Origin of the sequence: Sphingobacterium thermophilum (assembly GCF_039541675.1) — a bacterium.
GTDB lineage: Bacteria > Bacteroidota > Bacteroidia > Sphingobacteriales > Sphingobacteriaceae > Sphingobacterium > Sphingobacterium thermophilum.
The window spans coordinates 57,548-81,839 of record NZ_BAABGR010000006.1 but is presented as its reverse complement, the minus strand read 5'-3'; the positions used below and the strand labels follow the sequence as shown (position 1 = coordinate 81,839).

Here is a 24,292-nt window from a genome sequence, read left to right as displayed (position 1 = left end):
AAGAAGCAACCTTATGATTGCTTCTCTTTTTGTACTTTTGACGGAAAGCCTGAATTAAAGACTTTATCCCAAAATGCTGAACTCACCCCAAATCCTTTCTCCGGATCCGAATAGTGGTGCAACATATGATGATCCTTTAGTTTCTTGAAAAAGCCTGATTTGAAGTTGGCATGGTGCATCGCGTAATGACATTCATCATAAATCAAATAACCTAAAATGAAGCCCGCAAAAAATGCCGCCAAATTATATTCCGAGAAGAAAATATAAAATATAAAGTATATGATAGTGGCCATAGGAATACTTGCCGACAAAGGCATCACCAAACGTAATCTATCTTTCGGATAATCGTGATGCACTCCGTGAAATATAAAATGTATACGTTGTCCCCATTCACTTTTTGGGTGATAATGGAAGACCCAACGGTGCAAAATATATTCTGCCAAGGTCCAAAATGCCAACCCAAACAAGAAATAGCCTACAATATGTGATACGGGTAGCTGACCCACCACATAAGCTTTACGAACAAAATAAATCATCACCGGAACCCAGAAAATTATAGGTACTGAAAAATGCACCTTCGTTAAGGCCTCAAGAAAATCATTCTTGAACATTCTAGGGCTATCCGTAGAATTGGAAACATAATTACGCTTTGCCATACTTCAATCTTTCAATCACAATAATAGTTAAAGGTTTTCGCTTTCTTTAACAAAATTAATATCTTGGTAAGATGTTTAAAAATAACATTCGTCATTTTTTTGTACTTTCTGACTTTTGATTAGAATTAGTCAGCCGTAACGCTTCCCATTCCTTTAATTGTCTTACAACCAAAGGCAGTGCTGGTGTCAGCATACCGTGGTCATACCCCTGAAATTCAAGAAGTTTCACATCTTTATGACCACATAACTTCAACATACGCGCCAGATAAGCATTTTCTTCATAGCGGCCGAGCATTTCCAGCTCCCTATCTCCTGTCATTAACATGATGGGGAAAGGTGTATTTCTCACCCAATAGAGAGGAGCCATCTCATCCACTATGGGCTGCGTATCGCGGATATGACGACTTTGACGTTCGGTAAAATGTGTGATGGCTTGTCCCGAACAGGAGATGACTCCCAACAGCTGATCGGCATCGACACTGTGTACTGCAAGATATTCCTTTCGCAAGGCCAGCATCAGCGCCAGATACGCTCCCGCGGAATAACCACCAATTACCACTTTCTGTGTATTTCCCCCATAGTTAGCAATATTTTTCATCACCCAACTTATGGCTTCTGCACCATCCTTTATGATGTCTTCCACCCTGACCTGTGGCGCAAACCTATATCCTACGGATACCACCGCAAAATCCCCGCCCTTAAGCCTCTCAGGAATAGCCCTATTCCCTGAGGTGAGTCCTCCCCCATGAAACCATATCAACGTAGTAAAGTCTTTCTTGTCCTCGGGATAATAGAAATCCAATAGACATTGCTTCTGCACATAACTGTCCTTAGAAGAAGAATAGGCTATCCCTTGAATTTCCTTGTAACGCAATTCCTGAGCTTGAACGTCTAACAGGCTGAAAACAAATAAAAAAAAGGCAACAAAGTATCTCATAAGGAAATATAAGGTTTATAAATTATACTTAGATAAAGATAGCAATCTGAGGGGGATTTCTCATTTTTAATGGACGAAAATTGAAGAGAAATTGTAATTTTACCAAACTCAGAAACTTGAATCTGTATAACAATCAAACACAAAAAAATAGATGGTTGACGAAACGAATAATATAGAAGACCAAAATCAAAATCCTTCATCGGAAGATCAGGCAAGTAACATTATTCCGATTTCGGGATTATATGAAAATTGGTTTTTGGATTATGCTTCTTACGTAATATTAGACCGTGCCGTTCCTCATATCAATGACGGATTCAAACCCGTACAACGAAGAATTTTACACTCTTTCAAAGAGAAAGATGACGGCAGGTTCAACAAGATTGCCAATATCGTAGGTCACACCATGCAGTATCACCCGCACGGTGATGCCTCAATTGGCGAAGCTATCGTACAGCTGGGACAAAAAGATCTGCTCATAGATACCCAAGGTAACTGGGGTGATCCGGTGACAGGCGATTCGGCGGCAGCACCCCGTTATATCGAGGGACGTCTGTCCAAATTTGCTAATGAGGTAGTCTTCAATCCAGACACTACGGAATGGCAGCTCAGTTACGATGGCCGAAACAAAGAGCCTATCACCTTACCGGTGAAGTTCCCTTTGTTGCTTGCCCAAGGGGCGGAAGGTATTGCCGTAGGTCTGGCAACCAAAATCATGCCCCATAACTTCTTGGAACTTATCGAAGGCTCTATTCAAGTGCTCAAAGGCGAAAGACCCAACCTCTATCCGGACTTCCCTACCGGAGGACTTGCCGACGTGACCAACTACAACGAAGGTCAACGCGGAGGTAGAGTACGTATCCGTGCCAAAATCGAAGAGCGTGACAAGAAGACTTTGGCTATCACCGAAATCCCGTATGGTACCACGACGGGAAGCCTCATCGACAGCATCGTGGCGGCCAACGACAAAGGAAAAATCAAAATCAAAAAAATAGAAGATAATACCGCCCAGAATGTTGAGATTATCATACACTTGGCACCGGGAATATCGCCAGATGTGACCATAGACGCACTTTATGCATTCACAGCCTGCGAAACTTCTATTTCTCCGAATACTTGTGTCATCAAAGACAACAAACCACACTTCATGAGTGTGAACGACATCCTGATCGAAAACACCTTGCAGACTAAAAACCTGTTGAAACGTGAACTAGAGATCAGGCTGGCAGAACTACAGGAGAAAATTTTCTTCAACTCCCTACTCAAAATCTTCATCCAAGAAGGGATGTATAAACATCCGGATTACGAAAATTCGGGCGATTTCGAAACCGTCGTAGAAGTGTTGAACAGATTGTTTACCCCTTTCTTCGACCAGTTCTATAGGGAAATCCTACCTGAGGATTACAAAAAACTTATCGAAAAGCCTATGAGTAGCATCACACGTTTCGACGTGAAAAAGTCGGACGAGCAGATGAAGGCTTTGAATGAAGAAATCGCTGAAGTAAAGAAAAACCTAAAGCACCTGACAGAGTATGCTATACGTTGGTTCGAATACCTTCGCGACAAATATGGCAAAGGTCGCGAAAGGAAGACAGAGCTTCGCGTATTTGACAAAGTTGAAGCAGCCCAAGTAGCGCTAGCAAACACCAAACTTTATGTCAACCGTGCCGAAGGATTTATCGGCACCTCAATGAAGAAAGATGAGTTCGTCACCGAATGTTCGGACATCGACGACATCATAGTATTCCGGGAAGACGGTAAATATACGGTGGTCAAAGTGCAAGATAAAGTATTCGTGGGTAAAGACATCATCCACGTAGCGGTATTCAAAAAAGGTGACGACCGTACCATATATAATGCCATCTACCGCGATGGTAGCAACGGCAACAGCTATATCAAACGTTTTGCTGTGACGGCCGTGACACGTGAAAAAGAATATGACCTCACCAAAGGTACTAAAGGCTCTAAGGTGCTTTATTTTAGTGCCAACCCTAACGGAGAAGCAGAAGTAGTGCATGTACAGTTGAAACCACACAGCAAGCTACGTAAGCTTACCTTCGATATGGACTTCGCTTCCATAGCCATCAAGGGTAAAGCCTCCATGGGTAATCTGGTGACCAAATACCCTGTCAAGAAAATCACATTCAAAAGTGCCGGAAAATCTACCCTGTCGGGCCGTAAAATCTGGTACGACGATGTGCTGAAACGTCTTAACGTGGACGAAAGAGGTGTCTACCTTGGCGAGTTCGAAAGCGATGACAAGATTTTGATGGTCTTCGAAGACGGATCTTATGAGCTATCAAACTTCGACCTCAGCAACCATTTCGATGACAAGATGATTCGTATAGAAAAATTCCATCCTGAGCATGTCTATGCAGCAATACATCGGGACGGTAAGACTGGAGCTTATTACGTCAAACGTTTTGTCTTTGAGGACATCCCATTGGGCAAACGCGTAAAATTCATCAACGAGGAGGCTGGCTCAAAATTAATCTTGCTGACTAATAATCCAGAACCGGTAGTAAAAATCCGCCAGCTGAAAGGAAAATCGCAGGTGGAAGAAATCCTCGAACAGCCGCTCAACGAGATTATTGATGTCAAAAAAATCAAAGCGCAAGGCAACAGACTCTCCTTCCACAATGTACAGGAAGTAGAAGCATTAACCCAAGAGATAGACCTTGCTCAGCAGGATAATGCCCAAGAGCAGCAAAAAGAGCCTGAAACCACGGCACAACCGGAAAATAAAGCTCAAGACATCCCGTTGGAAATTACTAATCCGGAAGATGTTCAAATCGACGACGACGGCCAAATAGGATTATTCTAAACTACTCTTTCATAAGCAAAATCCCTGTATTAGAAAATACAGGGATTTTTTTTCCAATAATATAATAAAGAAAAAAGCCGTCCACGCAATGACGTGTAACGGCTTTTATTGTAAATATAGGATATTACTCTTTACACTTCCAACAATAAGCGTGCTGGATCTTCTAACAATTGTTTTACACGTACCAAGAAGCTTACAGACTCACGGCCATCAATAATACGGTGGTCGTAAGACAAGGCAAGATACATCATCGGACGGATTACCACTTGACCGTTTTCAGCAACAGGACGTTGGATAATGTTGTGCATACCTAATATAGCTGACTGTGGAGCGTTGATGATAGGTGTGGACATCATCGAACCGAAGATACCACCATTAGTGATAGTAAATGTACCACCTGTCATCTCTTCTATAGTCAATTTATTTTCTCTAGCCTTTGTTGCCAAATTCACTATCTCTTTTTCGATTTGGAACAAAGACAAGGACTCGGCATTACGGATTACAGGAACTACCAATCCTTTTGGAGCAGATACTGCAATGGAAATGTCTGCAAAATCCGAATACACAATTTCGTTATCTTCGATACGAGCGTTTACGGCAGGCCATTCTTTCAATGCTGTTGTTACAGCTTTGGTGAAGAACGACATGAAACCTAATCCTACGCCGTGTTTCTCTTTGAAGATATCTTTGTATTTAGCTCTCAAGTCCATGATAGGCTGCATGTTGACCTCATTGAATGTTGTCAACATAGCTGTTTCATTTTTCACTGCCACAAGACGTTTGGCAATAGTCTTACGAAGAGAGCTTAACTTTTCACGACGCTCGTTGCGTGAGAAAGCAGTATTTACCACAGGAGCTGAAGCTGGCGCCGCCGGTGCTGCTTTTTCTGCTGCCTTAGGAGCTGCTGGCTTAGCTTGAGCCTTCTCAGCGTCTTCTTTCGTGATACGTCCGTCTTTTCCTGTTCCCTTGATTGTAGAAGGGTCAATACCTTTTTCTCTTAAGATTTTTGCCGCAGCAGGAGAAGCTGTACCAGCAGCATAAGAGTCAGGGTTTTCTGATGGCTCTTCTTTTTTCTCTGCAGGAGCTGCTGCCGCTGCTGGAGCATCTGCTTTCTTCTCGGTCGCAGGTGCGTCACCATCTTCGATCGTACATACTACAGCACCAATTTCCAAGGTATCGCCTTCTTGTGCTATGATGCGAAGGATACCTGCTTTTTCTGCTGGTAATTCAAAAGTAGCTTTATCAGATTCCAATTCGGCGATATTCTCGTCCATCTCGACATATTCGCCATCTTGTTTTAGCCATTGGGCTAGTGTTACTTCGGTTATAGACTCACCGACTGCTGGGACTTTTATTTCTAAGCTCATGTCTTTAATCTTTAAAACCAACGTTGTAAATAGTAAACTATTTACAACGCGTAGCTTTTATTATTGTTTATGCAAATGCTTGATTAATAATTTTCTCTTGTTGTGCAACGTGTTGCTTCATATAACCTGTGGCAGGACTTCCGCTTGCGCTACGGGCAATGAAATCTGTAAATTCAAGCTCTGTTTTTCTGAAGATACGGCAGAAGTGAGGCCAAGCTCCCATGTTTTCGTTTTCTTCCTGTACCCAGATAAACTCAGTAGCTTTTTTGTATTTCGCACGTATAGCTTTCAGCTGTTCTACAGGAGTAGGATAAAGCTGTTCTATACGCACTATCGCCACGTCTTTGCGGTTTTCTTTTTCCTGACGTTCTAATAGGTCATAATAGATTTTTCCGGAACAGAACAACACGCGTTTTACATCTGCTGCTTTTACTTTGGCGTCGTCCAACACTTCTTGGAAGTTTACTTCGGTGAAATCTTTCAAAGAAGAAACCACCTTAGGATGACGCAACAAGCTCTTCGGCGTAAACACTACCAATGGTTTGCGGAAATCACGAACCAACTGACGACGTAATAAGTGGAAATAATTAGCAGGAGTTGTACAGTTAGCAATGATAAGGTTGTCATTAGCACACAACTCCAAGAATCTTTCTATACGTGCCGAAGAGTGCTCCGGACCTTGACCTTCCATACCGTGCGGAAGCATCATCACAAGGCCGTTAGAGCGTTTCCATTTTGTTTCAGCAGAAGATAGATATTGATCTACAACGATCTGTCCACCATTGTAGAAGTCACCGAATTGTGCCTCCCAAATGGTCAAAGAATGAGGATTTGCCAACGCATATCCATACTCAAAGCCCAGCACACCATACTCTGACAACAGAGAGTTGTAAATGCTGAACTTATCTCCACCTTTAATCTGTGCTAGTGGTACGTATTTCTCTTCCGAATCTTCTAAAGTCAAGACAGCATGACGGTGAGAGAAAGTACCTCGCTGCACATCCTGTCCTGAGATACGTACACGTTTACCTTCATTCAATAAGGTAGCATAAGCCATCAGCTCTCCCATTGCCCAGTCGTACGAATCCTTGTCTATCATTGCTGCACGGTCTTCGTACAGTTTGGAAATCTTACGGAAGAATTTCTTGTCTTTAGGAAGAGAAGTTATTTGTTTTGCTAAAGAGATAAAGGTGTCCTTATCTACTTTAGTATCTACTGGTTTGAAGATATCTGCTTTCTTCGCTGGGCGAAGGCCTTTCCACGCACCACCAAACATAGGCACCTCATCCACGATTACCTCTACGGCTTTCGCAGCATCCAGCTGCGTTTGCAGATAATCTTTGAACTCTTTCTCTAATTCTTTAGCATATTTAGCGTCAATAACCCCTTCCTGCTCTAATTTCTTAGCATAAACTTCTTTAGGGTTAGGGTGTTTTTCGATAAGCTTGTACAACAACGGTTGTGTAAACTTAGGTTCATCTGCCTCGTTGTGTCCGAAACGACGGTAACACAACAAGTCAATGAATACGTCTGTTTTGTATTTCTGACGATATTCTACTGCCATATTGATGGCGTACACTACCGCTTCAGCATCGTCACCATTCACGTGGAATACTGGAGACGACGTGATTTTCGCTACGTCAGTACAATATGTTCCCGAACGTGCATCTTTATAGTTTGTCGTGAAACCTACTTGGTTGTTGATTACAATATGGATAGTACCACCTGTTTTGTAGCCATCCAACTTAGACATCTGTGTCACTTCGTATACCACCCCTTGACCTGCAATAGCTGCGTCCCCGTGAATAAGGATAGGTGCTATCTTCGAAGAGTCTCCGTCGTATTTCATGTCGATCTTCGAACGTACCATACCTTCCACCACAGGATCTACAGTCTCTAGGTGTGAAGGGTTAGGTGCCAAAGATAGGTGGATGCTTTTACCATTGTCGGTCTTGATGTCTGAAGAGTAGCCCAAGTGGTATTTTACATCACCACCGAACTGCAATTCAGGATCTTCCTGCTTGTACATTTTACCTTCAAATTCCGACAAGATGGTTTTGTATGGTTTTCCCATGATGTTTGCCAACACGTTCAAACGACCACGGTGCGCCATACCAATCATAAATTCCTGGATACCTAGGTCTGCACCTTTCTCGATTACCGAATCAAGGGCAGGAATTAAGCTTTCCGCACCTTCCAACGAGAAACGTTTCTGGCCTAAGAATTTTGTTCCTAGGAAGTTTTCAAAAACTACAGCTCTGTTGATTTTTTGAAGGATGCGTTTCTTCTGTTCTGGGGTATATTTGGGCTGGTTGCGTTCCGCTTCCATACGGTCTTGCAACCACTTTATTTTTTCCGGATTACGGATATATTTGAATTCAACTCCTATCGAGCGGCAGTAAGTGTCTTCCAGCAGCTGACGGATGTCGCGCAGCTTGGCAGGGCCTAAGCCCACTTCAATTCCAGCGTTGAACACAGTATCCATATCGGCTTCCGACAGCCCAAATGTTTCCAGTTCTTTACCCGGATAGTACTTGCGGCGCTCACGTACAGGGTTAGTTTGCGTAAAGAGGTGACCGCGGTCTCTGTACCCATGAATCATATTTAGTACATTAATCTCTTTACGGGCATGTTCTGAGATGTTCTCATCATCGATGACTACTCCTTCAGAACTCTGACCAAATTCGAAACCTTCGAAAAATTTCTGCCATCCAAAATCTACAGAGTTTGGATCTTGCTTGTAAGCTTGATATAATCCGTCAATATAACTTGAATCGGCATTACTCAAATATGTCAGTTTATCCATTATTATGTTATAGTCTAAATAATTCGCCAAATTTAGAAATAATAATGAAGTTATTGGTATTGAATTTTAACATTTTGGATTATCCAAAGTCATATTTTTTCTTTTGAAACTTTTTTGACTTTATTGGATAAATGAGGCTGTGGATTTACTTGTTCCAGCGCTTTCTTCATTTTCAACCAATCGTCTTCATTACGGTTATGCTTGAGGCTTGTCCCTCTGCCTACGATATGCGACCAGAACCCATAATTCGTTGCCGGTGCATAATCTATAAGCTGCTGCTCGAAGAATGAAGCGCCATAGCGCCAGGGCAGCTTACGCTCATAGACAAAGTACATGGCCACCAATTCTTTTTCTAATCTATTGAGCATGCCTGTATCGTTGAGTCTTTGTACCAACTCGTTGATGTCCGAATCCGCTGTTTTACCCTGTACAAAAGCATCAAAGGACTCCTTATCCGGCTTACCTTCTTCTACGGTCTTGAAGAAGCAATTCGGATATTTTTTCAGCATAAAACGATAGTAATCTCTCCACAACAATCCTTCCAAAACTGAGGTAACCACCTTCTTTTTTGTTGAAGTCAGATGTTTTTGGAAGAAATGATACACCTGTGCAGGAGATAAGATTCCCAAAGAAAGGTAAGGACTCAGTTCGCTAAACAAGTCCTGAGTAAGCTCCGCCTGAGTGATAAGTTCTTCCATACGTTGCTTTGCCCAACCTTCACCATAAAGATAAAGATTTTCTTCATCCACTTCCACATCAAAAGGGGTACGCTCTACATGAGGAGGAATAGCCACATGGGTCACGTCTGGAATACTTTCTCTGACAAAACTTTCTTTAGATACCTTTTTCTTAAAGGTGTTATAATCATCCGGAATGTCTTTTATAGGAAAAGGCAGATCTTCCTTATGGTACAAGGTATGTCCTATGAAATGTTTAAGGTTACGCTTTACTAACCACAACGACTCTTCGACCAACTCCGAAATTCTGGTTTCCCTGCGTGCAATCTCACGATGGTGATACACCTCATCAACATCGTATTTCTGCACCAAACGAGGGATAATCTCTTCGGGATATCCTTCGAAGGTTAGCAAATCTCCCCCCAGCTTCTGCAACTTGGATTTCAATGCTGCTACAGAATTAAGGATGAACTGCCGGCGCAGCGCTCCCGTATTCTCAAAGCCGTACCTATTGGTCGTATAATACCTCGGATCAAAAATATAAACTGGTATAACAAAATCTGATTTCTCAATAGCCGAATACAGAACTTCATTGTCACTTGTACGCAGATCATTTCGAAACCAAACCAGTATAACCTTTTTATTCATGATAGTGTGCGAGCCTCAAGATGGTGATATTTTGTCTGTAAAGATATTGTTTTTGTCTATATTTCCGCCATAAACCAAATAATATTTACACTATTCTAACAAACAAAATGACAATTATAAATATTTCTATAATAATTGATTTTATTTAGATTTAAACGAACTATGAATGCGCTCGTCTGTGGACTTAACACCTACCTTGGAAAGGCCATACTCACTTCCTTGCAAAGTGAGAACCTTCACGTTTATGGCATTATGCGGGATGCTTCTCTCTTGGAGGCCAGAGGCGCAAATCCCATCAATGCAAAGCTATTCAATGTAGATATTATCCGACTGTCGTCATTAACCTTTCCTATCCCTCTTCCGCAGATTGATGTCTCTTTCTACTTTACACAGATTCCAGACCTCGCAGACGAGATAGGCATACAGTACGAACTACTATCGCTGAAAAACTTTATACAACTAAGCAAGAACAATAACTGCACGCGCATAGTCTACTTCGGACGGGTATACGATAAAAACAATATTATTTATATACAGCAGCTTTTTGAGAAGGAAGGCATACGTTACACTATTGTTCTGAAAGATGTAGCTATTGGAAATGGCAGCGCATTCGACAGATTCATGCAGCAGATGATGACCAATAAGCTGATCTTTCTATACAAACCTATAGAAAAGGTCATCTTACGTCCCGTGTGTCTTTCAGATTTTATACAATGGGTGAAGCAGGTAGACTGGCAACATGACTTTATCAACGAATACTTGGAGTTCGGAGCACAACAAGCCGTAGAAATAGAAGAACTCATGCAACTATACTTAAGCAAATACAGCTCTCCGCAAAAACATAAAATTATAACCATTCCCTATGAGTGTCTGGCAAAGCTGCTGAACCGCATTGTATCCAAGGTTTCTTACGACCATTACGCAGACTATATCAACACCATGAGTAAAAGAACCTTAACAGATAATTCTAAGTGGACCAACCTTATTCCCTTTCAATATTCAAAGATTGAGACAGCCGTATAGGTATGTCGGTTCTCCATAAGTGAAATATTCTCTTATTTTTGCAATTCACTAAGATTTCAACGACTATGGGATATCCAAGCTTGGCAGCCTGTGTAGCCGATTTAGAAAGACACGGTCATCTGGTACGTATAAAAGAAGAAGTAGATCCATATCTGGAAATGGCAGCCATCCATATGCGCGTCTTTGATGCCGAAGGACCGGCACTGCTATTCGAGAATATCAAAGGATGCACTTTTCCTGCCGTCTCTAATCTTTTCGGTACACTCGAACGATCGAAATTTATGTTCAGGGACACGCTGGATCATATCAAAAAACTTGTCGATGTGAAGATGGATCCCGCCTCAGTGTTGAAAAAACCTTTCGACTATATCGGCTCGTCGGCAATAGCCCTTGGGGCCCTTCCCTGGAAGAAGAAATCCAAAGCCCCTATCCTTTACGGCAAAACCCAAATCAGTAAGCTCCCCCAAATCGTGAATTGGCCTATGGATGGAGGAGCTTTCATTACGATGCCACAAGTGTATACCGAAGATATTACACAGCCCGGCATCATGAAAGCCAACTTAGGGATGTACCGCATCCAGCTATCAGGCAACGACTACATCATAGATAAAGAGGTAGGTTTACATTACCAACTACATCGCGGCATAGGTGTACACCAACAGAAAGCCAACGCTTTGGGAAAGCCACTTAAGGTAAGCATCTTCGTAGGTGGCCCTCCGTCCCATCCTCTTTCTGCCGTGATGCCTCTGCCTGAGGGGCTGTCGGAAATGATATTTGCCGGTGCGCTGGGCAACCGCAGGTTCAGGTATTTCTATGACGAGGAAGGATTCTGCATCTCCGCAGATGCAGACTTCGTAATCACAGGAACGGTATATCCGGGAGAAACCAAGCCGGAAGGACCTTTCGGAGATCATATTGGCTATTACAGTCTTACCCACCTCTTTCCGGTGATGAAGGTACACAACGTTTATCATAAAAAAGACCCTATATGGTCATTCACCGTAGTGGGACGCCCTCCGCAAGAAGATACCAGCTTTGGAGCTCTAATACATGAAATTACAGGCAATGCCATTCCAAAAGAAATAAATGGACTAAAGGCGGTGCATGCCGTGGATCCTGCCGGGGTACACCCTCTGCTGTTCGCTATAGGCCGTGAATCATATACCCCTTACCAAGAAGTAGAACGTCCACAAGAAATTCTGACCATTGCAAATCAAATATTAGGAAAAAACCAACTAAGTCTGGCCAAATACCTTTTTATTTCGGCAGAACAGGACAATCCTCAACTCGATATTCATAATATCGAAGCATTCTTTACGCATATATTCGAAAGGATAGATCTGAGCAGAGACCTGCATTTCCAAACGAATACGACGATAGATACGTTAGACTATACAGGAGATGGATTGAATGCAGGTTCCAAAGTAGTGTTTGCCGCTGCGGGCCGCAAAAAAAGAGAATTAGCCAAAGAGCTACCTCCGGCTCTCGCGCTGCCACGACCTTTCAACAAAGTTAAACTGGCCCTGCCAGGTATTGTTGTAGCCGAAGGTGCCGATTTCACCTCATACGAAAATGAAGAAAAAGTTATGGAAGCATGGACAGCTGCCGCCAAAGATGTCAACTTCGACGGCATACAGCTTATCGTATTGGTGAATAATGTCGATTTTGCTGCAGCAAACGTCAACAACTTCGTCTGGGAAACTTTCACCAAATCCAATCCCGCCTACGATATCTATGGCGTCCGATCCTTTACTAAATTCAAACATTGGGGCTGCCATGGACCTGTCATCATCGATGCGCGACGAAAACCGCATCATGCACCGGACTTAATAAAAGATGAAACGGTAGAACGTAAAATTGACAAGATTTTCGCCAAAGGCGGATCTTTGCATGGAATAATCTAAACATACATAAAAGGTCATCCTTGAGGATGACCTTTTATGTATGTTTATTTATTATTATCCTAAAAAGCTAATCCACATCGCTAATGGTTTTATCCTGAAAAGAGGTACTTCCATTTTTTGGTTCTCCAATTCGCTGCTTGCGGTAAATGCTTGTATTACCGGAAAAGAGGTACGCTGTAAAGCAAGCTATAGCAATATAGACAGCCCCTTCAGCTCCAAAAAGCTCTATTCCCATCAATGTACACGCTATAGGTGTATTTGTAGCCCCAGCAAATACGGCAACAAAGCCCATACCGGCAAGCATAGCTGTAGGCAAAGGAATAAAAAAGCTCAATGCATTACCCAAAGTAGCACCGACAAAAAATAAAGGCGTCACTTCCCCACCCTTAAATCCAGCGGACAGGGTAACGACCGTAAACAGTAATTTTAGTGCGAAGTCATAGGGCAGCTGCTGCTGTTCAAATGCGGACACAATGGTAGGTACCCCTAAGCCTATATATTTTGAAGTCCCCAATAGATATACGCCTAGAATGACCAGCATACCTCCCATGAATGTACGCATGGGTGCATAAGCTATTTTATTCTTCCAAAACACAGACATTCCTTTCATCGCCTTGCTGAATGTTGCAGCACATAAGGCAAAGAGAAGTCCTGCCACCAAAGCCCACCCTATCCCTTGCCAAGTCTGCAGGGGCACTACATCTATATGATAATGCGTATGGTGAGCATTCCACATCCTTGCTACCTGATCCGAAAACACAGCCGTCAGCAGTGCCGGAAACAGTGCATGGTAACGCATGCGACCTATAAAATAAAACTCCAAAGCAAACACCGCTCCAGCCAAAGGCGTTCCAAATACAGAACCAAAACCACCGGCAACGGCAGCAATCAGCAATATACTACGTTCTTCCTGAGACAGCCTCATAGGCCTCGAAAATTGATCTGCTAAAGCTCCGGCCATCTGCAGAGCTGTTCCCTCTCTTCCTGCCGAACCGCCGAAAAGATGCGTAAGAATGGTACCTCCATACACCAAAGGTGCCATACGAAAAGGAATCTTATCTCCCCCTTCGTGTATAGTGTCTATAATCAGATTGTTTCCCCGGTCGGCATTCCCGCCATATTTTCCGTATATCCAGCTTATTAAAAAACCGACGACAGGAAGAAAAAATATAATCCACAGGTGCTCCTCCCGGAAAGAAGTAACCCACTCCAAGGAAATCAAAAATCCGGCAGAAGCCGAACCTATACATATAGAAATAAGGAAGCTTAGAAGAAGCCATCGCAACGCATAAAATGTCGTCTGCTTAGTCGATGACAAAAATACTTTTCCTGAAAAATCGTGCTGTTTATGTTGATTTGCTGACATAAAAATACCTGTACAAATTACAAATTCATTTTATCCTATAACTTGCCAGGTGTCATCAGCTTTTTTCAAGCGGTTGGGTAAGGAAGAACACCATTTCCTTTTCTTTTGACACAAAGATACATCTTCAGAGGACTTTATCCATAATTTTTTGTGCATTTAAGGAATTAAACTAACGATAGCTTTGGTTTACGGGACGATTTTCTATTTTTGTTATAACAAAAACATACCAATGAACTTATCCAAATTACGTATTCTTATCCTAAGTTTAATCTGCACTATTGTGGTACAGCAGTCTTATGCTCAGGAGGTAGGTGCTAAGGTAGACTTCTTCGGCTATGCTGACAACAGAGAATATACAGCTCCTTACACTATCGACAAAACGTATTTCGGCACTATAATCTCTCCACAGTTGTACTTTAAGCTGAACGACAACCATGCGCTTATAGGAGGCTTACATTATAGACAGGACTTTGGCATTACCACCGAAAACAAAAGTAAGGTTGCCCCTATAGCTTATTATAAATACACTTCATCGTATATAGACTTCGGCATAGGCTTTATGCCGCGGCACGAAAAGCTAGTAAACATTCCTCTTCTGGTGCTGTCGGACACACTTATGATTGAAAGACCTAACCTAGAGGGTATGTTTTTCAAGTTCAACAACCAACATATCACCCAATCCATATTTATCGATTGGCTCAGTAAGCAGGGAACAGAAAACAGGGAGCGCTTCATAGCCGGCATCAGTGGTCTTTACCGCTTTGGAAAAGCTTATTTCGCCAACGACGGCACCTTATACCACAACGCTCTAACCCTTCTCTCCGACCCTGACAGCCATATCCAGGACAATGCCGTCCTCGTATTACGACTGGGACTGGATCTGTCGGAAAGCACATCTCTGGATTCCCTGACCATTGATGCCGGCACAGTGTTGGGATTTGACCGTGTCAGAACAGAATACGAAAAAAAGAGCAATGCCTTCATCAGCAATATCCATGCGCAATACAAAAATTTCTTTCTTCACAATACCTTATATATGGGCAACGCCATTTTCCTGCCCAACGGAGATTCTTTCTACCGAAGGGACAAGTACAACCGCATTGATATAGGCTGGATTCCTTTCCGCAATAAAAATATTGATGCCAAATTTACGGCTTCGTTTCACCTACGACAGGGTGGAATAGATAATCAGCAGGCCTTTACCATCCGATATAGCTTTGACCGAATAATTAGAACCAAATAAAAAGCTCAGTCCGCTCTTGAATCTGTTTCTATTTCCTTCTAAACCCCGAACTCTCATCTTTATCTAATTAATGACATATTCCTAACATGGATTATCGTATTTTAGGGTAAACAACAACAGGTATGGAAGGGATTTTAGAAAGACAGAAAGCCAAACTCAAACGTGCAGCCAAGCTGATGCAAGTCCTATCGAAGTATGGTTTTGAGGATTTAAAAGCAAAAATCGATAGCAGTAAGGGTACTGACAACAAAGAGACGGACCTCCAGTCGACGCAGGACACCGCCTTCTACCAAAGAATACGCAAGGCTATCGAAGAGCTGGGACCTACCTACATAAAATTTGGACAGACACTTTCCACAAGAGAAGACCTCTTCCCCTCCCCTTTGATTGTGGAATTCAAAAAGCTGCAAGACGACGTAAAGCCGGACGATATAGACCTTATCGCACTATTGGAAAAGGAGCTGCAAATTTCGGTAAGTGACTTTTTCAGTGAAATCGACGACACCCCTCTAGCTTCGGCCTCCATAGCACAGACCTACAAAGCTAAACTGCAGAACGGCGAACAAGTTATTCTAAAGATTAAAAGACAAGGAATCAAGGATGTAGTCAATGCCGACCTACTCCTCATGCGCGACATCATCGATGTGCTGAGTAGCTATTACAGCATCGTTCGCGAAATTAACCTTAAGCATGTTTTTGAAGCTTTCGCTAAAAGCCTGCTGGAAGAACTTTCTTTCAACAATGAGCTGAAGAACATACAAACCTTCGAACGCAACTTCCGCGGAACCCCAAATATCCTTACAATGAAAGGATATCCTGAACTAAGCAATGACAACGTACTATGTATTTCCTTTGTGGAGGGAACAAAAATAAACGACAAAAAAATCATCACCGACTGGTCTCTCAATCCAGAAGTTGTTCTCGACCACTGCTTTGAACTATATCTGACGCAACTGCTGGATCACGGATTCTTTCATGCCGACCCTCATCCGGGCAACATTTTAGTAACTCCACAAGGTCAGATTGCTTTTCTGGATTTGGGAGCTGTAGCCAAGATGTCTCCCAAAGACAAAGAGCTATTGGAAGACTTTGTCGTATATTTCATCTATAAAGATGCCGCACGATTAGTCAGCACCCTCAAAAAAATGGCTATCCATGCCGACATTAAAAGTGAGAAAAGCCTGCAACGTGCTATAGAAGAATTGTTAGACATCATCGACAGTCACTCCTTGGAAGAGCTCAACATAAAGAGTCTTTTCAGCAAATTCTCTCACCTTCTCAACGAAAATAATGTCATCATGCCGGAACATATCTACCTTCTCGTGAAAGGTATAGTCCTCATGGAAGGTATCGGACGAGAACTTGCTCCCGATATAAACATCATTGAAAAGATAAAACCATACATACAGAAGATAGCGTCTCAGCGTATAGACCCCACCAAGCTTCTCCAAGATAATGTCAGCACCTTTTGGGAAGTGAAACGTCTCCTTGCCACAGCACCCCAACATGTCGGTTCACTTTTCGATAAACTTAACGGAGAATCGTTAAAAATAGATGTAGTATGTCGTGAACTAGATAGATATCGCAAACAAAAACAACGTAGCGACTCCTTAAACCGAATGTTATTTACCGCAGCTACTACATTCATCGGCGGCTGTCTATTGGCGGATACATCTCAAATCTCTTTTGCAGGCGTCTCCATAATCTCGTGGGTGCTTTTTCTAGTATCCACCCTTGTAATTATTATCATGCTCCTTAAGAAATATAAACTTCAAGATTAATATTTAAATAAAACACCACTATACTTATCTTTTTCTGACAACAAATAGGAGAAAAAAATTTTTTCTAAACACAAACGCAACTTTGATGCATTTTATTTGCAACATTGATGCATTTACGATATTTTTGCAGCTGTACAAACACAGCAATATGTTTAGAATCCTAACGACGGTAGTTTTAATGTTTTTGTCTTGGCATCTTAAAGCACAGCAAGCCGTACTTCGTGGCCAAATTTTAGAGTCTGAAACGGCAATCCCTTTGAGCGATGTACTTGTGCGTGTCGGAGAAAAGAAAACGATAAGCTCCCGTAATGGAGAATTCATCTTCCCGAATCTTCCAAAAGGAAAAATCCAGCTTACCATTCAGCATCAAACCTTTATTCCTTACAGCAAAGAGATAGACTTACAACAAGACACCAGTATAATCATTTCACTTTCTTCGCAACCCCATCAGATTGAGGAGGTTAGAATTGCGCGTAATCTTTCCCATAGAATCAATACTGTACGCAAAGAGAGCAGACAAGAAGCGGAAGGCAAGAATCTGGGAGAAATGCTTTCCGACATTGCCGGTATAAACACACTCAAAACCGGCAACAACATTGTTAAACCCATTATCAATGGTCATTACGGCAATCGTATTCTCATTCTTACCCAAGGGATTAGACATGAAAGCCAGCAATGGGGACTAGACCATGCTCCTGAAATCGATCCTTTTGCTTATGAACGAATACAGGTAATCAAACATGCTGACGCTCTCCGCTATGGAGCCGATGCTTTGGGAGGCTTAATCTTGTTAGAAAACCCTCTTTCCGATGAAAATCAAGGGTCCTCCCTATCTGTGAACAGCGGCCTCAACACCAACGGAAGAGAAGGCTATTTGCATACGCTGATAAGAAGAAAGTCTGGTGCTTTCTCCGTGCAAGGAGGTCTGACTGCCGCGAGAAGTGGCAACATTCGCAGCGCTAAATACTATCTCGGAAATACGGGAAAAGCTGATCTTCATGCCAACATGCTCTCTCAATACCACAAAGAAAAGCATCAGATTGCGGTGTTGCTAACGCAATTTAAGACTCAAACAGGCATTTTCCAAGGAGCACATATAGGCAATATCGACGATATACAGCAAAGGATAAAGCTAGGAAGACCTATCGAGCAATATCATTTTTCCTATACTATTGGAGCTCCAAAACAGGAAATCCAACATCTGCTAGGAAAAATATCCTATCGCTATAAATGGAACAGCCACACTGTATTGGAATCTAATTACAGCATACAGAAGAACCATCGCAAAGAATTTGACCTACGGAGAGTACAAAGTGAAGAGACTCCTATGGCCGACATGGTCCTTACATCCCAACAACTGGAAATCGTCCTAAAAAGAGGAACCTCCTTGCTAGGTATACACGGTATGCTGCAGGTAAACAACAACACGCCAGGAACAGGTACTACACCTTTCATTCCAAATTTTGACAACCATAGTTTTGCCGCCTTTGCCAACCATCTCTTTTCCTTCGGTAAAGAAGAGGTGCAGCTGGGACTACGCTATGATTTCAAATATTTTGATGCCGCAGGTTATAGGTACGACTATGACCGAAGAAACGATGACGGCACCATCCCTCAGGTGTTACTAAAGGACCGTAAGACCTTCAATAATCTGTCCGGCGTGGTGAATAGTCGCTACTCCATAACGCCTTTTCTCTCATGGAACAGCACGCTCTCATTCGCCTGGCGCGCGCCTTCTGCTAACGAGCTGTATAGTGAAGGGTTACACCACGGCACGGCAACTTACGAAATCGGAGACCTAAATCTCCGATCCGAAAAGGCGACGAAATGGATTAATGGCATACACTACAATAGCAACAGATTCAACCTTAATGCCGAGATGTATGGCCAACTTATCAAAGATTATATTTATAACAAACCTAGCCCGAAGGAGTTCAGACAGACTATACGAGGCACCTTCCCCATCTTCCGCTATAGCCAGGCCGACGCCCTCTTCTATGGCGTAGATATAGATGCTTCTCTACGGCTTGCTCAACGGTGGGATTATCAACTTCAATACAGCTTCGTTCATGCCAAAAATTTGCAGGACAATAGCTTCTTTCCCAATATTCCGGGAGATAGGTTACAACAATCTCTGGTTTTCCGTATCAACAAGCACAATGAAAACGCGCATTATCTGAAACTCAAACATCAGTTTCAGCGAACACAAACACGTTTTGAGGAAGGTTCCGACTTCGATGTACCGCCGCCATCCTACCATCTGTTTGACCTGATATACAGTAAAAGCTTTGCTCTTAAAGAAAAGCGTAATCTGTTATTCAGCATAGCTGCAGAGAACCTTTTCAACACCGAATACAAAAACTATTTGGACAGGTTAAGATATTATGCCCACAGTAAAGGGAGAAATATTGCCATCAAATTTAATTACTCATTATAAAACAATAATCTTATGAAAAAGTACGCATTTATTCTTTTTGCTTTATTAAGTCTTACTAGCTGCACAAAAGATGAACCTACACCTGAAATCGATCAGGAAGAATTGGGAGGAGCTAAACTTATTTTTACAGCCGTTGAAAAGCAGGAGATAGACGGAAAAGTTAGCTATCTGCCAGTAGAAGGTGAAGAAGTTCAGGAAATAAAATTTGACGATAAAACTTTCCTGCCGGAAGCAGGAGCTCATGTAGACCTAGAAGAAGGACATACCTATAAGATGGACCTTATTGCTTACGACTTTTTGAAGCGTGAGGTACAACAGACTTTCCTCAACAAACCGGAAAACCATCAAGCCTTCCTGTTAGGCGCGGACGAAAAAATCTTGTCCTTCGAATATGGTGATGAACATAATGTCGGAATCAGTAACTATATCACCATTCACGAAGGGGACAAAAAAGTTCAACTCCAATATATCATGCGTCATCTTACTGCTGCGGCCAAACAAACGCTTAAAGCTTCAGACTGGAATAATCCTGATATCTCGGTTGGAAGCGTAGACCTAAAATTAGTTTTTGAAGTACATCTGGTGAAAGAAGATCATCATCATTAATCATTTAAAAAGCTGGATTTTTAACAAAAAATTTTATTTTTGCGGAACGCCCGCGTAGTTCAATGGATAGAATATCAGATTCCGGTTCTGCCGATGTGGGTTCGACTCCCGCCGCGGGTACGTTTTTCGCCAAAAAGTGCGTTTATTGCGTTTAAACGCACTTTTTTATTATTCATCTAAAAGTATTTATTTTTCCCACAACAAAAAAAAGAGAAAAGATGATTATATAACTATCTTATTAATTAAGCAACAATTTACCAATCATTTTGAATTAATATATAACTTCATATATCACACTCTAAAACTCACGCATTATCCATTAAAGAAATTCAATTTAACTCACTATAATTTTCCTTACCTCCCTCTAATACAGCTAGTTTTATTTTGCAAATTTATTCTTTTCGTATCTTTGCGGCCAGTAGAATTACTATGAAAAACATATATCAGCCTACGGACATGAGTTTTCAGATATTGTAAACCGTTGCTGTATAAAGTGAAATCAATTATTAACAGCTCAACAGCTGAAGTAATATATCACACTAACAAAAGAAACACAAATAGAGAATCTTAATGTGATACACACATAATCACAGAAAATACACTTGTGAACTTACTTAATACATCTAACTGCGAGCCAATGATGCATGCAAAAAAAAATAATTAGACCCAACAAAACGGCTAGACACAGAGCTCTAGCTCCTCATACCACACTTTACATTATGGAAATTGTGAAAGAATTCCCTGATGAAAGAAACAGTCAATTCAAATGCAGATATTTTTCTGAAGGAAAATTTTTCACGGAAATATTCTATGGCTTTGAGCTAGAACTTATTGAAAATTAATAATATTAAAATCAGGATTGAATATGAAGAAAAAGGGGATCGCAAGATCCCCTTGTTTTTTTCAAGTCCAACGAACCCGAGCGAATTCTTAGGACTCGTAAACCTCATCCGAGGTAAATCAACCTAAACCTATACAAATATAGTAATTTAACTTACTAAATTCCAAACCTTTACAACCAAAATAATTATTTATTTAGAACTAAAAATTTTAATTCCCTGATTATCAATATAATAAAAAAAAGGTTTTCAAACGGGGAGAATGAAAACCTTTCGATAACCAATTATAAACCTAAATTATGATGACACAAAGATAGTGTACTTTTTACACTTTGTCAAGTGTTTGTTTAGCGTTTTAACAAATTTTAACAAAAGAAAATCTCAGATGCTCTTCTCCATTCAACAAAATATTTTCCACTTATCTATCCATAAGTTGCTTAAGCTACTATCAAGAATCCTCAGATTAAAAATAATGCGTTCACAGCAAAGAGGTTAGCTTTTTCTTGTAAAAAAATCCAAAAATAAATTTGCACTTTCATATAAAAAGCCTACCTTTGCAACACTTCAAACAACGAAGGAGATTCCGTAGCTCAGCTGGTAGAGCAATACACTTTTAATGTATGGGTCCTGGGTTCGAGTCCCAGCGGGATCACAAAAAAAAGCTCAATCGTAAGGTTGAGCTTTTTTCGTTTTCCCTCAAGCGAAAGAGCAGACTAAGATTGCATTCTCCAAGTTAGAAACAATACTTTAAATTTTATCCCCTTCTCTCCCTTCCAAGCCTAATTAATACAATGGGCAAACGCTAAAAAAAATAGTCGAAAGTACTTAATCGGATACTTCCTGATAGAATAACGGTTTTATCTAACAAGAAAAAAATATAATAAAATTTATTCTTGAGGCGGTAAAAGATATTGACGTTTGACAATTTAGGGCTATATTTAACCGAATTTTCTAACCAAGACAACACATTACCCATGAATGTCCAATCACATAGCATCTATCGCATCGTGGCTATACTCAGCCTGCTGTGTCTTGTGATTGTGCAATTTCAACTTATTTACAATACCTTTGAGCTGGAAAACAACCAATACTATCTCAAAGAGAAAGATATTATCCATGAAAATTATAGCGCCTTGATACGCAACGACAAGTTGTATCCCGGAGCGCAAAAAATCATAGACAGCCATATTATTCCTAATATGGACTTATATAAAAAATTGTATTTCAGTGATAGGACCGCCTATGAGAGAAGATTAGCTGAGGACTGGAGAAAGATGATCCATGAGCTAAGGCTCCACCAGAATATGGATAGTATCTTTCCCGCTATTGTAAGACAGTTCAACTTAAATAAAGAGCTCAAATACGGGCTTTATATCGAACATCTCAGTCTTTCGTTTGACGGTAGGCACTATGTTCCTGTCTTCAGACCCAATGTACCGGGCATACAGCCCTCCCATCCCAATGGAGATATTATTGCAGGCACACTAGAACGTACGGACAAACAAAACAGTGTAAGTGTATATACCGTAAGCGCCTATACACCTAATTCATACCAGATAACATTTGCCCTATATGTAGATCAGGACAACCGCACACTACAGATTTTCAAAGCTATGCTGCCTACCTTCTTGCTGGCCATCTTTTCTATACTGATGGTAGTAGGCATTTACTTTATTACTTATAGAAATTGGATGAGGCAGAAAAAGCTGACAGCCATGACTTCCGATTTCATCAACAGTATATCTCATGAGTTCAACACCCCTATCGCCACCATTCTTGTGGCTAATCAGTCGCTGAAAGACACAATAAGCAATAACGAGAATATCAAAGCTCTCGACCTGATAGCCGTCATCAAAAGACAAACCATCCGCCTGAAAAAACTTATCAACCAGTCTTTGATGATCTCCCAGCTCTCCCGCATAAATCTAGATAAAAGAAAATATTATCTACCTTCCGTACTTATGGAAATTTTGGAAGATTACAGCTTAAAGTTAGATACCAATGTTTCCATTATTCCGGAAATTGAAGGCGACATCAACGACATAGAGATGAATAAGGTGCTATTCACTACCATGATATACAACCTCTTGGACAATGGAATAAAATACAACCTTTCCGACAAGAAAATCATCAATATCCGTGTATATCCAAAAGAGGGAAACATACATCTCGAAATTCAAGATAATGGTGTAGGAATAGATCTGAAAAGCTTAAAGCATATTTTCAAAAAATTCTTCAGAGGCAAGCAAAGAGTGGAAGAAGGAGGGTTGGGACTAGGACTCTTCTATGTACAACAGGTTGTAAACCTGCACGGATGGGAGCTTGCAGTAGAAAGCGTAATAGATAAAGGCACAAAATTTACTATTAAAATTAACGGAAAAAGGTAATATGTCAGCGAGAATATTATTTGTTGAGGACGAGATGGATTTAGGTAATGTCGTAAAACAATACCTAGAGCTGAAAGGTTTTGAAGTAACATGGGTGCGACATGGCAAGCAGGCTGTAGACCTCATCGCTGCCAAAATAAATTATGACCTAGTCATCTTGGATATTCAGCTTCCTGACATCAATGGCTTTGAAGTGGCCGAACAGATAAAAAAACTTAACAGAGATTTATTTTTCCTATTCCTTACCTCACGAAACGAGAAAAAGGACCGCATTTATGGACTCGATATGGGGGCCGAAGATTATATTATTAAGCCATTCGATATAGACGAGCTTATACTTCGTATCAAGGTGATATTACGTCGGTCAGGATTCTTTCACGACCATGATGTACAGCCCTCGCCTACCCATACCCTCTTCCAAACCTCAGATGTCACTTTCGACACCAGCCTCATGCAGCTTATCGTAGCTAACGAAAAGCCTATCGTATTGACACAACGTGAAGTAGACCTGTTGGAATATTTTTTCACACACAAAAACAAAGTCCTCAAAAGAGATGAAATCCTCACTGCCGTATGGGGAGAAAATGACTACTTCATGGGACGCAGCCTCGATGTGTTTATTTCCAGACTTCGAAAAATCCTCAACCATTCTTCTACCGTAAAAATCGAGAACATATATGGTGTAGGATTTATATTCAAACTCGAAGAATAAGTCCCTAAATAAAACACAAACAACCTCTTTTACAACCATTTACCATCCTATTAACAATTTATTAACATTCCATTAGGAATGG

Annotated in this window: 15 protein-coding genes, 2 tRNA genes and 1 riboswitch; of the genes, 11 read left to right on the top strand and 6 right to left on the bottom strand. The window is 41.3% G+C overall.

Annotated elements, in window-relative coordinates:
* Window positions 1-11: 11 nt before the first annotated feature.
* Window positions 12-656, bottom strand: a complete 645-nt coding sequence (locus tag ABD873_RS02385; protein WP_231561139.1) for a sterol desaturase family protein — start codon at window positions 654-656, stop codon at window positions 12-14.
* A 91-nt stretch (window positions 657-747) separates the two neighbouring features.
* The gene (locus ABD873_RS02380; protein ID WP_345064135.1) at window positions 748-1,593 is read right to left on the bottom strand and encodes an alpha/beta hydrolase; all 846 of its coding nucleotides are present in this window, start codon (window positions 1,591-1,593) and stop codon (window positions 748-750) included.
* Window positions 1,594-1,744: 151 nt separating this feature from the next.
* Here ABD873_RS02380 and ABD873_RS02375 point away from each other — a divergent pair, with 151 nt between their 5' ends.
* Window positions 1,745-4,414, top strand: coding sequence for a DNA gyrase/topoisomerase IV subunit A (locus tag ABD873_RS02375; RefSeq protein ID WP_345064132.1), 2,670 nt, complete (start codon window positions 1,745-1,747; stop codon window positions 4,412-4,414).
* Between the two features lie 131 nt (window positions 4,415-4,545).
* Here ABD873_RS02375 and odhB read toward each other — a convergent pair whose 3' ends face one another.
* From odhB to ABD873_RS02360, 3 genes are all read right to left on the bottom strand, one after another.
* Complete coding sequence (gene odhB, locus ABD873_RS02370; RefSeq protein WP_345064129.1) at window positions 4,546-5,781, bottom strand: 2-oxoglutarate dehydrogenase complex dihydrolipoyllysine-residue succinyltransferase; 1,236 nt, start codon at window positions 5,779-5,781, stop codon at window positions 4,546-4,548.
* A gap of 67 nt (window positions 5,782-5,848) precedes the next feature.
* On the bottom strand, window positions 5,849-8,587 hold the full coding sequence (locus ABD873_RS02365; protein WP_345064126.1) for a 2-oxoglutarate dehydrogenase E1 component: 2,739 nt from the start codon (window positions 8,585-8,587) through the stop codon (window positions 5,849-5,851).
* 89 nt (window positions 8,588-8,676) lie between these two features.
* Window positions 8,677-9,912, bottom strand: coding sequence for a deoxyribodipyrimidine photo-lyase (locus ABD873_RS02360; RefSeq protein ID WP_345064123.1), 1,236 nt, complete (start codon window positions 9,910-9,912; stop codon window positions 8,677-8,679).
* Between the two features lie 162 nt (window positions 9,913-10,074).
* On the opposite strand from ABD873_RS02360, the gene ABD873_RS02355 reads away from it, so the two are divergent.
* Both ABD873_RS02355 and ABD873_RS02350 read left to right on the top strand, forming a co-directional pair.
* A complete protein-coding gene (locus tag ABD873_RS02355; protein WP_345064120.1) occupies window positions 10,075-10,935 on the top strand; it encodes a hypothetical protein in 861 nt (286 codons plus the stop codon).
* A 65-nt stretch (window positions 10,936-11,000) separates the two neighbouring features.
* A complete protein-coding gene (locus ABD873_RS02350) occupies window positions 11,001-12,839 on the top strand; it encodes a UbiD family decarboxylase (protein ID WP_345064118.1) in 1,839 nt (612 codons plus the stop codon).
* Window positions 12,840-12,906: 67 nt separating this feature from the next.
* Here the strand turns inward: ABD873_RS02350 and ABD873_RS02345 are convergent, their stop codons facing one another.
* Window positions 12,907-14,205 (bottom strand): voltage-gated chloride channel family protein, encoded by a 1,299-nt coding sequence (locus ABD873_RS02345; RefSeq protein ID WP_345064115.1) that lies wholly within the window; start codon window positions 14,203-14,205, stop codon window positions 12,907-12,909.
* A gap of 39 nt (window positions 14,206-14,244) precedes the next feature.
* Window positions 14,245-14,312: riboswitch (Fluoride riboswitch) on the bottom strand.
* A gap of 122 nt (window positions 14,313-14,434) precedes the next feature.
* Here ABD873_RS02345 and ABD873_RS02340 point away from each other — a divergent pair.
* The 8 genes from ABD873_RS02340 (at window position 14,435) to ABD873_RS02305 (ending at window position 24,210) form a co-directional block, all read left to right on the top strand.
* A complete protein-coding gene (locus tag ABD873_RS02340; protein ID WP_345064112.1) occupies window positions 14,435-15,448 on the top strand; it encodes a hypothetical protein in 1,014 nt (337 codons plus the stop codon).
* 122 nt (window positions 15,449-15,570) lie between these two features.
* Window positions 15,571-17,229 carry an ABC1 kinase family protein gene (locus ABD873_RS02335; RefSeq protein ID WP_345064109.1) on the top strand — a complete coding sequence of 553 codons (1,659 nt, stop codon included), beginning with the start codon at window positions 15,571-15,573 and terminating at the stop codon, window positions 17,227-17,229.
* 148 nt (window positions 17,230-17,377) lie between these two features.
* Entirely contained in the window at window positions 17,378-19,666 is a 2,289-nt protein-coding gene (locus ABD873_RS02330) for a TonB-dependent receptor (protein ID WP_345064106.1), read from the top strand.
* Between the two features lie 12 nt (window positions 19,667-19,678).
* Window positions 19,679-20,272 (top strand): hypothetical protein, encoded by a 594-nt coding sequence (locus ABD873_RS02325; protein ID WP_345064103.1) that lies wholly within the window; start codon window positions 19,679-19,681, stop codon window positions 20,270-20,272.
* 48 nt (window positions 20,273-20,320) lie between these two features.
* Window positions 20,321-20,392 (top strand) — tRNA-Arg (locus ABD873_RS02320).
* Window positions 20,393-21,690: 1,298 nt separating this feature from the next.
* Window positions 21,691-21,763, top strand: a tRNA-Lys gene (locus tag ABD873_RS02315).
* 322 nt (window positions 21,764-22,085) lie between these two features.
* Window positions 22,086-23,498 (top strand): sensor histidine kinase, encoded by a 1,413-nt coding sequence (locus ABD873_RS02310; RefSeq protein WP_345064101.1) that lies wholly within the window; start codon window positions 22,086-22,088, stop codon window positions 23,496-23,498.
* Between the two features lies 1 nt (window position 23,499).
* Complete coding sequence (locus ABD873_RS02305; RefSeq protein WP_039053442.1) at window positions 23,500-24,210, top strand: response regulator transcription factor; 711 nt, start codon at window positions 23,500-23,502, stop codon at window positions 24,208-24,210.
* The last annotated feature ends 82 nt before the right edge of the window (window positions 24,211-24,292 follow it).